General features: G+C 52.9%; 11 protein-coding genes. 7 read left to right on the forward strand and 4 right to left on the reverse strand.

Translation table 11 applies throughout. The features are described 5' to 3' along the window. Positions 1-6 precede the first annotated feature (6 nt). From mreD to csrD, 4 genes are all read right to left on the reverse strand, one after another. Complete coding sequence (mreD, locus tag ACOTYN_RS08310; protein WP_008502849.1) at positions 7-495, reverse strand: rod shape-determining protein MreD; 489 nt, start codon at positions 493-495, stop codon at positions 7-9. Beyond that, on the reverse strand, positions 495-1511 hold the full coding sequence (mreC, locus tag ACOTYN_RS08315) for a rod shape-determining protein MreC (RefSeq protein WP_008502850.1): 1017 nt from the start codon (positions 1509-1511) through the stop codon (positions 495-497). The genes mreD and mreC overlap by 1 nt, the downstream gene beginning before the upstream one ends. A 61-nt stretch (positions 1512-1572) precedes the next feature. Further along, positions 1573-2616 carry a rod shape-determining protein MreB gene (gene mreB / locus ACOTYN_RS08320; protein ID WP_000913396.1) on the reverse strand — a complete coding sequence of 348 codons (1044 nt, stop codon included), beginning with the start codon at positions 2614-2616 and terminating at the stop codon, positions 1573-1575. A gap of 282 nt (positions 2617-2898) precedes the next feature. After that, positions 2899-4839, reverse strand: coding sequence for an RNase E specificity factor CsrD (gene csrD / locus ACOTYN_RS08325; protein WP_023337866.1), 1941 nt, complete (start codon positions 4837-4839; stop codon positions 2899-2901). Between the two features lie 182 nt (positions 4840-5021). Between csrD and ACOTYN_RS08330 the strand changes: the two genes are divergently transcribed. The 7 genes from ACOTYN_RS08330 to ACOTYN_RS08360 all read left to right on the forward strand — a co-directional run bounded on the left by ACOTYN_RS08330 (position 5022) and on the right by ACOTYN_RS08360 (position 12326). Further along, the gene (locus tag ACOTYN_RS08330) at positions 5022-5996 is read left to right on the forward strand and encodes an MDR family oxidoreductase (RefSeq protein WP_071922848.1); all 975 of its coding nucleotides are present in this window, start codon (positions 5022-5024) and stop codon (positions 5994-5996) included. 77 nt (positions 5997-6073) lie between these two features. Beyond that, positions 6074-7075, forward strand: a complete 1002-nt coding sequence (gene msrP, locus ACOTYN_RS08335; protein WP_023331424.1) for a protein-methionine-sulfoxide reductase catalytic subunit MsrP — start codon at positions 6074-6076, stop codon at positions 7073-7075. Beyond that, the gene (gene msrQ, locus ACOTYN_RS08340; RefSeq protein WP_014885437.1) at positions 7076-7675 is read left to right on the forward strand and encodes a protein-methionine-sulfoxide reductase heme-binding subunit MsrQ; all 600 of its coding nucleotides are present in this window, start codon (positions 7076-7078) and stop codon (positions 7673-7675) included. 234 nt (positions 7676-7909) lie between these two features. After that, on the forward strand, positions 7910-8362 hold the full coding sequence (aroQ, locus tag ACOTYN_RS08345; RefSeq protein WP_023331425.1) for a type II 3-dehydroquinate dehydratase: 453 nt from the start codon (positions 7910-7912) through the stop codon (positions 8360-8362). A gap of 21 nt (positions 8363-8383) precedes the next feature. Then, the gene (accB, locus tag ACOTYN_RS08350; protein WP_010436174.1) at positions 8384-8845 is read left to right on the forward strand and encodes an acetyl-CoA carboxylase biotin carboxyl carrier protein; all 462 of its coding nucleotides are present in this window, start codon (positions 8384-8386) and stop codon (positions 8843-8845) included. A 10-nt stretch (positions 8846-8855) separates the two neighbouring features. Further along, positions 8856-10205, forward strand: coding sequence for an acetyl-CoA carboxylase biotin carboxylase subunit (gene accC, locus ACOTYN_RS08355; RefSeq protein ID WP_003860388.1), 1350 nt, complete (start codon positions 8856-8858; stop codon positions 10203-10205). Between the two features lie 219 nt (positions 10206-10424). Continuing rightward, a complete protein-coding gene (locus ACOTYN_RS08360) occupies positions 10425-12326 on the forward strand; it encodes a M60 family metallopeptidase (RefSeq protein WP_332957636.1) in 1902 nt (633 codons plus the stop codon). Positions 12327-12450 lie beyond the last annotated feature (124 nt).

Consider the following 12450-nt stretch of genomic DNA (forward strand, 5'->3'; position numbering starts at 1 on the left):
AACCTTTTATTGCACGGCAAACTGCTGGCGAACCTTACGCATCAGCAGGAACAGCCACGGCCAGAGCACACCGTTTACTACACTACTCCAGAACACTTCCGGTCGGAAAGAGACGTTGATCACTAAAAACTCTGCCCAGAAAACAACAATATCCGCAGCAAGCGACAACAACATCACGACCAGGGCCTGTTGCCAGAGCGCGAGGTTACGAAAGAGCTGGAATTTCAGTGCGACGAGGTACGCAATAATGCTCATGGACAGGGCGCGAACGCCCAGCGTAGAGCCACTAATGAGATCCAGTATGGCACCCATAACAAAACCCGTGCCGACATTTACGCGGTGCGGCAGGGCAAGGATCCAGTAAAGTAAAATGAGCAAGACCCAGTTTGGCCGGAAAACGAGAATGTTATCCGGCCAGGGCATAATCTGCAGCAACAGTGCAATGAGGAACGAGAGCCAGATGACCCAGCGTCCCTGGCTACGATAACTTGCCACTACTGCCCTCCCGAAGAGAGTTTAGGCGGTGGCGGCGCATCAGGCAGCGGCTGCGTTAACCCGGTTGCCGGCGCGGGCACTGGCGCAGGTGGCCCCATGGAGTCCGCAGGCGGAAGAACCTGCGGCATCATCTGCATCAGGCGTTCGTTTGCGACACGGTGCACCTCTTCAGGCGTCATCGGATTCGTGCCATTACGATCGGCACCCCAGAGCAGCAGCAGGTAGCGCAGACGCTGTAACCCCGCAGTCGGACGAGCCTGAATAACGGTGTACGCACGCTGAGTATCGAGCTTCACGGAAGAGACCACCGCAACCGGGTAGCCCTCAGGGAAGCGTCCACCCAAACCGGAAGTCACCAGGACATCACCGACACGGATGTCCGTGTTCGCAGGCAGGTGTTCCAGCTGCAGATCGTCCGTACAGCCGTTACCGGCCGCAATCACGCGGATATCGTTACGCAGGACCTGGATAGGCAGCGCATGCGTGGCATCGCAAATCAGCAGCACGCGGCTGGTCAGCTTGGCGACGGCAACAACCTGCCCCACTACGCCTTTATCACTGATTACAGGCTGGCCTTCATACACACCGTTCACACTCCCTTTGTCGATCACAACCTGATCGCTGTAAGGATCGTTCACGGTGGAGATCACCTGAGTGACCATCTTCTGCTCATCCTGACGCAGCGGCGAGCCGAGCAGTTCACGCAGACGCGCGTTTTCCTGCTTATATTGCCCCAGCATCAGCAGTTCGCTGTTTTTCAGCAGCAGTTCCTGGCGTAATGCCCGGTTTTCAAGTTCGAGCTGGTCTCGTGAAGACAGCGTTTGAGAAACGGAGTCGAGCAGTTCACGGGGACCATTTGATATAAAGTAGAAAGGACTGACGGCGGTATCCATGTACGTTCTGATCTGGCTGAACGTACCGAGGCGGCTATCGGCAATAATGACGCCAAGCGCAACCAGAACCGCCAGAATAAGGCGAAACTGTAGCGATGGGCCACGGCTAAAAATTGGCTTCATAGGCTATGCGTATTCTCGTGTCAGAGAGAAAGGGTAGCGATTCGCTACCCTTTCACAATGACTACTCTTCGCTGAACAAGTCGCCGCCGTGCATGTCGATCATTTCCAGCGCCTTGCCACCACCACGGGCGACGCAAGTCAGTGGATCTTCTGCAACTACGACAGGAATACCTGTCTCTTCCATTAACAGGCGGTCGAGGTTACGCAGCAGCGCACCACCACCGGTCAGAACCATACCGCGCTCGGAGATATCGGACGCCAGTTCTGGTGGGCACTGTTCCAGCGCAACCATTACCGCGCTCACGATGCCAGTCAGCGGTTCCTGCAGCGCTTCCAGAATTTCGTTGGAGTTCAGGGTAAAGCCGCGTGGCACACCTTCCGCCAGGTTACGACCACGCACTTCGATCTCGCGCACTTCATCGCCCGGGTAAGCAGAGCCGATTTCGTGTTTGATACGCTCTGCGGTCGCTTCACCGATCAGAGAGCCGTAGTTACGGCGCACGTAATTAATGATGGCTTCATCGAAGCGGTCACCACCGATACGTACGGAGGAGGAGTACACCACACCGTTCAGAGAGATAACGGCCACTTCTGTGGTACCACCACCGATATCCACTACCATTGAGCCGGTTGCTTCAGACACAGGCAGACCTGCACCGATTGCCGCCGCCATTGGCTCTTCAATCAGGAACACTTCACGAGCACCCGCCCCCTGAGCAGATTCACGGATTGCGCGACGTTCTACCTGGGTTGCGCCAACCGGCACACACACCAGAACACGCGGGCTTGGACGCATGAAGCTGTTGCTGTGAACCTGCTTGATGAAGTGCTGAAGCATTTTTTCAGTCACGAAGAAGTCAGCGATAACGCCGTCTTTCATTGGGCGAATTGCGGCGATGTTGCCAGGGGTACGACCCAGCATCTGCTTCGCGTCATGACCCACTGCGGCGACGCTTTTCGGCGAGCCTGCACGATCCTGACGAATGGCCACAACAGAAGGCTCATTCAATACGATGCCTTGTCCTTTTACGTAAATAAGGGTATTCGCGGTACCCAGGTCAATGGACAGGTCATTGGAAAACATGCCACGAAATTTTTTCAACATACTAAGGGATAATCCTGAAAGCTGGGGCGGAAAACAAAATCCGCTTACTTTACCAACCACACGCAGCAGCGACAAGGCGCAAAAATCATCTGCAACGGTGAAAATTTGTGCAGTACGTTTCCTGATGTTACAAAATTGATCCCTGACTCCCTCAGGGCTGAGTCAACAGCAGCATTCCTTACTGACCTTTGTAACCCGTTAAAGGTCGTTCACTGGCTTTTTGCTCGACATACTCAAAGCTACAGGCGCGATATTCTACGTGAAAACAACGTAAACGGCAGGTCAAACAGAGTATCTTTGCAAATATTTTTTCACGTTGGTGTCAAGCGGTTGAGAGGCGGCAAAAAAATCGCCCTGACCGCCCATGACACCGCGCTCTGTTAACATCTGCCATTCGCCCCTGGAGCGCACGCCCGCGGCAAAGACTTGTGTTCGGGTTCCTTTACACGCTTCAACCAGACTCTGAACCAGCAGCTGGTTTTCCGTGCGCTTTTCAATATTTCTTACCAGCCCCGGATGCAGCTTTAATAGCTCCACATCCAGTTCCTTGATCCAGTCGGTACTGACCAGCGTTAAACCAGCTTGTGTCACCGCCACACGCGCACCGAGCGCGTTGATCAAACGAACCACCGGACGTAACCGGCTGATGTGTTGACCCACATCCGCCTCAGCAAGTTCAAAAATAATGCGTTTGCGTTGCGATTTTTCGCATTGCATTAATGTATCACGCAGCCAGCGCTGAAAACGCGGGCGTATTAACGACTCAACGGTGACCTGTAACGCCAGACTTTCTTCCGGCCAGAAAGATAAAAATGGGATCAGGCGGGAAATTTGCTGGCGGTCATACTCTTCAGACAGCCCAAATTGCAGCACCATTGGCAGATATTCCGCAGAAATAACCTCTTCCGTACCGTCAAAAATACGGCACATCAGTTCGCGATGATGGACATAGCCGTTTTTCATGACCGCCGGTTTTTGATAAATGCGTGGCCCACCGCGGCTCAGCATTTGCTCAATCAACGTACGCCACCGCACGTTTCCACGCCCTTTTTCCGGTAACGAGTCATCGTAAACGGCCCATCCGTTCGCCCCCTGCAACACGGCGTTGCGGGTAGCCGATTCCGCATGCTCCATCACCTGCTCCGTCGACTGACCGCCACGCCAGGCGCAGATCCCCATATGCACCATGTCGTCGCGATCGAGCATTTTACTCTGGGGCAGCGCGTCTACCGCCTTCAGCAGCTGGCTGGCAATACTTTCCGACTCTTTTAGCGTGCGATGCGGCAATAACACGGCAAAGTCGCTGCGGTGATAGCGGGCCAATAGTGCCCCGGGGTAGCGCATGATAAAGGTGGAGAGCAGGTTGATCAGCGTAAAGAGATTTTCTTCCGCGGCCCGCTGCCCCCATGTGTCGCGCAGCAGATCGAAATCGGGCAGGCGAATCATCATCACCACGCCGTGAGTGCCCACTTTTTCCGAATCGTCGAGCAGCGTGGCCAGTTGATTATCAAAGAAAAGGCGGTTGTTAAGGCCGGTTTTATTATCCTGCGCGGCATAAGAGCGGATCAGCGTATCCATACGGCTGCGCTGGTCGCTGGCAAACTGAATTTCTGAGAGCAACGTATCCAGCGCACTGCTGGTGCGTGACGGCCATTCATGAACAGAGCCGCGCACCTGCGGGCCGCGCTCACCATTCAGGATGCGGACGGAGCGGATTTCCAGCAGTTCCTGCCCTGAGAGCTGGCGGCGCAACCAGCGAACCGCGAGAAAAATGAGCAGAATAATGAATGCAACCGCGATCGTGAGCGGCGCGGTGGTCATCATGGAACGGAAATAGCTGGCCATCGGATCGAGATAGACCATGTGAATGGTCATACCCGGGTTTTTAAGGGAGTGCACCGTTACTTCCCGGTACTGACTCACTACGCCCGCAGGGCGATAACTTCCCTGCCGTTCATGGCTTAAAACCTGATGCTTTCCCTGCTGAATATCGATCCGAATAATATCAACCGGCACCATCAACTCATCCAGTTCCCGGGAGAGCGACGGGAGTGGCGTGGTCAGCAGACGCGTATCAATGACCGACGCAACAGACTGCACCCGGTTGACCAGTTTGTCCTGAATGGCGTTATAAAAGCTCAAAGAGCAACCCAGAAGCGTGACAAAGATGGTCAGCCCCGTTAGCAAGGTGATAAAAGCCGAGAACTTCGTCGTTAATCGCATCCTTGAGATTACTCCGTGGGTTGAGGGGGTAGCGAGTAAGCGCTAACTTGCATTTCAAAAGCGGCATACTACCAAATCGGGCGTATCTGGCAATTTATTGCGTTAAATCGGCATTGAATTACCCTGAGCGAGTATAGTCTTCAGAAATTATTTTCCAATCATCTGAGTCGTGAGGACCCCGTATGCAGGCTTTGATCTTAGAACAGCAGGACGGCAAAACGCTTGCCTCAGTACAGGCCGTAGAAGAGAGCCGTCTGCCGGAAGGCGACGTCACCGTCGACATCGACTGGTCCAGTTTAAATTACAAAGATGCGCTGGCGATCACCGGTAAGGGTAAAATCATCCGAAATTTCCCTATGGTGCCGGGTATTGATTTTGCTGGCCGGGTCCACAGCAGCGAAGACCCTCGCTTCCATGCGGGCCAGCACGTGCTGCTCACCGGCTGGGGTGTGGGTGAAAATCACTGGGGCGGGCTGGCAACACAGGCGCGCGTAAAAGGCGACTGGCTGGTGCCGATGCCGAAAGGCATGGATGGTCGCAAAGCGATGATCATCGGCACCGCAGGCTTTACCGCCATGCTGTGCGTGATGGCGCTGGAAGAGGCGGGGGTTCACCCTGAGTCGGGTGACATTGTCGTGACCGGCGCCAGCGGTGGCGTGGGGAGCACGGCGGTAACGTTGCTGCACAACCTGGGTTACCAGGTCACGGCGGTTTCCGGCCGGGAAAGTACGCATGATTATCTTCGCCAGCTCGGTGCCAGCCGCATTCTTGGCCGCGATGAATTCGCCGAAACCCGTCCACTGGAAAAACAGGTCTGGGCGGGCGCGGTAGATACCGTCGGCGATAAAGTGCTGGCGAAGGTCCTGGCGCAGATGAACTACGGCGGCTGCGTGGCAGCCTGCGGTCTGGCGGGCGGCTTTGCCCTGCCAACTACCGTCATGCCGTTTATTTTGCGTAACGTTCGCCTGCAGGGCGTGGACTCCGTGATGACGCCAGCGGCTCGCCGCACGGAGGCCTGGGAACGTCTGGTACGCGATCTGCCGGAATCGTTCTTTACCCAGAGCGCAACGGAGATAAGCCTCAGCCAGGCGCCAGACTATGCCAGTAAAATCATGGATAACCAGTTCCACGGTCGCGCGCTGGTGAAAATCGCCTAATCTTCAAATTTTCGTGACATATTCGCGTGAAGCGCTCTCCTCCGTCATGCTTAGAAAAACGCATGACGGAGGATGCCATGAAAAACCGAAAACTGACGGAAGCCGACGTAACGTCCGAGTCTGTCTTTATGTTACAGCGCCGCCAGATCCTGAAAATGCTTGGCATCAGCGCCACTGCACTGACGCTCTCCCCTGCGGCACATGCCGACCTGCTCGACTGGTTTAAAGGTAACGATCGCCCTAAGGCGCCTTCCGGTGCCCCGCTTACGTTTACGAAACCCGCCGAGTGGCAAAACAAACTGACGCTCACCCCTGAAGACAAAGTCACCGGCTATAACAACTTTTACGAATTTGGTCTGGATAAAGCCGATCCTGCCGCCAATGCAGGCAGCATGAAAACCGATCCGTGGACGTTGAAAATTGACGGCGAGGTGGCAAAACCCCTGACCCTGGATCACCACGATCTGACCACCCGCTTCCCGCTCGAAGAGCGCATCTATCGCATGCGCTGCGTGGAAGCCTGGTCGATGGTGGTACCCTGGGTCGGCTTCCCGCTGCATAAGCTGCTGGCGTTGGTTGAGCCCACCAGCAATGCAAAATATGTCGCCTTCCAGACGCGCTACGCTCCGGACGAAATGCCGGGCCAGAAAGATCGGTTTATCGGCGGTGGACTGGACTATCCGTACGTTGAAGGACTACGCCTCGACGAAGCCATGCATCCCCTTACCCTGCTGACCGTTGGCGTATACGGCAAGGCGCTTCCTCCTCAAAACGGCGCCCCCATTCGGTTAACCGTACCGTGGAAATACGGCTTCAAAGGAATTAAGTCTATCGTCAGCATTAAGCTGACCCGCGAGCGTCCGCCAACGACCTGGAACCTGGCAGCACCGGGTGAATACGGTTTCTTCGCGAATGTGAATCCGCATGTGGATCATCCCCGCTGGTCGCAGGCGACTGAGCGCTTTATTGGCGCGGGTGGTGCGCTGGACGTTAAGCGTCAGCCCACGCTGTTGTTTAACGGGTATGCGGATGAAGTGGCTTCGCTTTACCGTGGCCTTAATTTACGGGAGAACTTCTGAGTGCGTTTAACGGCAAAGCAGATTACCTGGCTGAAAGTGCTGCTGCATTTAGCCGGGATACTTCCTTTTATCTGGTTGTTCTGGGCCGCCAGTCAGGGCCTCTTTAGCGCCGATCCGGCAAAAGATATCCAGCATTTTACGGGTCGGATGGCTCTGAAATTTTTACTGGCAACCTTGCTCGTCTCGCCGCTAGCGCGCTACGCTAAACAGCCATTATTGATACGTACCCGTCGGCTTTTGGGGCTATGGTGTTTTGCCTGGGCGACGCTGCACCTTACCAGCTACGCCCTGCTGGAACTGGGAATTAACAATCTGACACTGCTTGGCCGAGAGCTGGTGACACGCCCTTATCTGACGCTGGGTATCGTAAGCTGGCTGGTTTTACTGGCGTTAGCGCTGACGTCCACGCAATATGCGCAGCGAAAGCTGGGCAGACGCTGGCAGTTACTGCACAACTTCGTCTATCTTGTCGCGATCCTCGCCCCCATTCATTATCTGTGGTCGGTGAAGATCCTCTCCCCGCAGCCAGTCCTGTATGCGCTGGCGGCAGTGGCGCTTTTAGCATGGCGTTACAAGAAGTTCCGCCAGTGGTTGCGATAGTTCGCGAAACTGTGCGTTTTCCCGCAGATTGCCCCTCAACCGCAAATCTTTTTTGGATTGCGGTTGATAATCTTCCCTGATAAGACCAGTATTTAGCTGCCAAATGCTACGAAATCGTTATAATGTGCGACCTTGGTTCGCCTGACAGTGGTTTTTGGCCTCTGAAAAGGTGACATTTGCGCTTCGACGGTATATTTTGTTTTTTACCCGAAAATCGCAGGAGATAGCGGCATAATGACTGACAAGTTCCATATCTTAGTATTGAACGGACCGAACCTGAACATGCTCGGTACCCGTGAGCCAGAGAAGTACGGCACGCTAACATTGAGCGAAATTGTTAACCGTCTGAGCACGGAAGCAGCGTCGCTGAATGTGGATTTGGATCATTTTCAGTCAAACGCGGAGTACGCAATCATCGACCGTATTCATCAGGCTAAAGACAATGTGGACTATATCCTGATCAATCCGGCCGCGTTTACGCACACCAGTGTTGCTATCCGCGACGCACTGCTCGCGGTGAGTATCCCGTTTATCGAGATCCACCTGAGTAACGTGCACGCCCGAGAGCCGTTCCGCCACCATTCGTATCTGTCCGATATCGCTACTGGCGTTATCTGCGGACTGGGCGCTGACGGTTATTCATACGCTTTACAGACAGCGGTAAAACGCTTGTCACAATCACACTAAACAAGAGTACGGAACCCACTCATGGATATTCGTAAGATTAAAAAACTGATCGAGCTGGTTGAAGAATCAGGCATCTCCGAACTGGAAATTTCTGAAGGCGAAGAGTCTGTACGCATCAGCCGTGCAGCCCCAGCCGCTAGCTTCCCGGTAATGCAGCAGGCTTACGCTGCGCCAGTGCAGCAGCCTGCGCTCTCCGCAGCCGTTGCACCAGCAGCTGAAGCCGCACCTGCCGCTGCAGCAGAAATCAGTGGTCACATCGTACGTTCCCCAATGGTTGGTACTTTCTACCGCACCCCGAGCCCGGACGCGAAGGCGTTCATCGAAGTGGGTCAGAAAGTCAACGTAGGCGATACCCTGTGCATCGTTGAAGCGATGAAAATGATGAACCAGATCGAAGCAGACAAATCAGGTACTGTTAAAGCGATTCTGGTCGAAAGTGGTCAGCCGGTTGAATTTGACGAGCCGCTGGTCGTCATCGAGTAACGAGGCGAACATGCTGGATAAAATTGTTATCGCCAACCGCGGCGAGATTGCACTGCGTATTCTTCGTGCCTGTAAAGAACTGGGCATCAAGACCGTCGCGGTGCACTCAAGTGCGGATCGCGATTTAAAACACGTATTGCTGGCGGATGAGACGGTCTGTATTGGCCCGGCTCCGTCCGTAAAAAGCTATCTGAACATCCCGGCTATCATCAGCGCCGCTGAAATCACCGGCGCGGTGGCAATTCATCCGGGTTATGGCTTCCTCTCTGAGAACGCCAACTTTGCTGAGCAGGTTGAACGTTCTGGCTTTATCTTCATCGGCCCGAAAGCCGACACTATCCGCCTGATGGGCGACAAAGTGTCTGCGATCACCGCGATGAAAAAAGCCGGTGTGCCAACCGTACCAGGCTCTGACGGCCCTCTGACCGACGACATGGATGCTAACCGTGCTCATGCTAAACGCATTGGCTACCCGGTTATCATCAAGGCGTCCGGCGGTGGCGGCGGTCGCGGTATGCGCGTAGTACGCAGCGATGCTGAACTGGCGCAGTCCATCTCCATGACCAAAGCGGAAGCGAAAGCGGCTTTCAGCAATGACATGGTGTACATGGAAAAATACCTGGAAAACCCACGCCACATCGAAATTCAGGTGTTGGCTGACGGTCAGGGTAACGCGATCTATCTGGCAGAACGTGACTGCTCCATGCAGCGTCGTCACCAGAAAGTCGTCGAAGAAGCACCTGCGCCGGGCATTACCCCGGAACTGCGTCGCTACATCGGTGAGCGTTGCGCCAAGGCATGTGTCGATATTGGCTATCGCGGGGCGGGTACTTTTGAGTTCCTGTTCGAAAACGGCGAGTTCTACTTCATTGAGATGAACACCCGTATTCAGGTTGAACACCCGGTTACCGAAATGATCACCGGCGTTGACCTGATCAAAGAACAGCTGCGTATCGCTGCGGGTCAGCCGTTGTCCATCAAGCAGGAAGAAGTCGTGGTGAAAGGCCATGCGGTTGAATGCCGTATCAACGCCGAAGACCCGAACACCTTCCTGCCAAGCCCGGGTAAAATCACGCGTTTCCACGCGCCGGGTGGCTTTGGTGTGCGTTGGGAGTCTCATATCTACGCCGGTTACACCGTACCGCCGTACTATGACTCAATGATCGGCAAGCTCATCTGCTACGGCGAAAACCGTGACGTGGCGATTGCCCGCATGAAGAACGCCCTGCAGGAGTTGATCATCGACGGTATTAAAACCAACGTTGATCTCCAGATGCGCATTATGAGCGACGAGCACTTCCAGAATGGTGGGACTAACATCCACTATCTTGAGAAGAAACTCGGCCTCAACGAGAAGTAATCTAAAAACACGCCTGTTTATCAGGCGTGTTTATTTTTGCGTCCTTGTTCCCCCTCAAACCATTCACCGCCACTATATATCCAGTCCAACCTAGAAATATTCAATATCATCATTTTTTCTACATTTACTTTTCATTATTCCTCGGTTCTTAACGATATTACAGCGTGATGTAATGAGTCCGTTTTTCTTAATATTTTCTCGATAACGGACATATCTTTTATGAATATACTGAAGAGTGGCATACAGAAAAAATGTGTTGCTGCTGCGCTGTTATGTGCATCGGTAACGTCTTTGCCTTTATACGCTGAAACCACGGCCAACTGGTGGGAAAGATGGCAGGATAACCAGGCCTTCAATGAAGCTCTGGATGAACTCGGTATGAGTTATCAACTGTTATCTGAAGATCCACAAAAAACCCTCACCCGTTCAGCCGACCCGACTGATGTTCTCTACTGGCAAAAGCGCACCATGCAAATTTATGGTGATGCTGACAAAGACATTTATTATATTCCAGCCATTGAAGATCATGATGAAGCTCGTGCCAGAACAGGCTTCACAGGTCGCAATCCCTATTTTAATACCTATTATTATGGTGAACAGGGTGATACGTTCACATTGACCACCTCTTCCCAACCCGATGATGTGGTCTGCTACGCAGGACTGGAAAATCAATACAGCGGTACAATCACAACTAAATATCAGGTGCAGTTAAATGCCAATCACTCAACGCAATATACCATGAGTGAAAATGGATTAATGCTGCTGGCCTGCTGGGATAAAAGTGGTACCTATAGCCATATGAACACACTCGTTCGTGTGGATGTCACATCGACGACCGCGAAAAAACACCCGTTATTTGTCTTTGGTCTTAACACAAAAGAAGAGTGGAAGGCCCTGAGCCAGCAGAGTACACCGACTGGGCAAACGCTGCTCTTTGACGGGCGCTCTCGATATGTTGTGAATAATTCCACCGCCAAAGCATCGCAGAATACCAACGTGCTGCAAATGCTGCGCGAACAATTAAGCTACGTCATGGACTATGATAGGGTTAACGGGCTTGATGGGTCATCGTATTTACATCAGCCTCTGCGCGGTTTGAATTTCGGTATTTTTAACAGCTGCTGCTGGTCTCAGGGAGGCGCCGGACGTATTGGGATCGGCTTTGGCAACAGCTTACCAACCGAAACCAGCTGGGGCCATTGGCATGAATATGGCCACCAAAATCAGATGACCTGGGCATGGGACGGGTTAACGGAAGTGACAAATAATATTATGTCCGTTTCAGCCTGCCGTGTGTTACGCGGAGAAGTCACGGATAAATCCTGTCACGAAAATCTGTATTACAATAATTTCTCCTGGGATCAGCAGGCTGTCGGTTCTTTCCTGAACGCTGGCGAAACACATCAGTTTGATACTGACAATGACGTCTTCCGTAAATTAATGATGTTTACCCAGCTGAAAACATCGTGGCCCGATCTCTTCGCTTATATTGGCAAAACCTACCGCGAAACCTATAACGAGGGTAAAGGCAAATCTCTGGTTGCAACCAATCAACAAAAAATTGATTTCTTTGTGGTCAATGCCAGCAAAGCAGCGGGGCATGATTTACGTGAATTCTTTACACGTTGGGGTTTAGGCTATTCCGCTGATGCTGACTCACAAATTGCTGCCCTGAAATTACCTCAGCCGAACAAAGTGACAAAAACCTTTACCAGTAGCCTGAACGGCTCTTCCCCGATTACCATTGAAGTTCCGGCTGAAGATAACACTGTGAATATTGCTTTTGTGACCAACACACCTAAGGCTGGCCCTACCTCTCTGGTCTGGGTTGAGGATGGTGAAACGCCACTGTATGCGCAGGTTGTCGATAGTCGTAACAGAAGCTTCATCGTGAAACTGCGTGGCCAGAACAGCCATGGCGGCTGCAATATTCATTCCGTTAACACCGCGGTTAACTGCAACTCAGGAACAAGCGCATATTTAAGAGTCGCTTATAAAGCAGAAGATAACCCGCATCTGCCTCAGGGCAGCTATACGGGTGTTCTTCATCTGATTGCGCGTGACTGGCACAACACGGACTGGACGGCAAACGTGAATGTCGATCTTTCCATTGTGAAGTAAGTGCTTTATTGCTGCGCCAGTTTCTGGCGCAGCAGACAATGATTTGGCCTAACCTGCTTATTTATCAGATTCACTATAATGAAGATTAATTAGTTCTACATTTAATAATCCGTTACTAAATGTT

The organism is Enterobacter cloacae complex sp. IR5458 (assembly GCF_049238025.1).
GTDB lineage: Bacteria > Pseudomonadota > Gammaproteobacteria > Enterobacterales > Enterobacteriaceae > Enterobacter > Enterobacter kobei.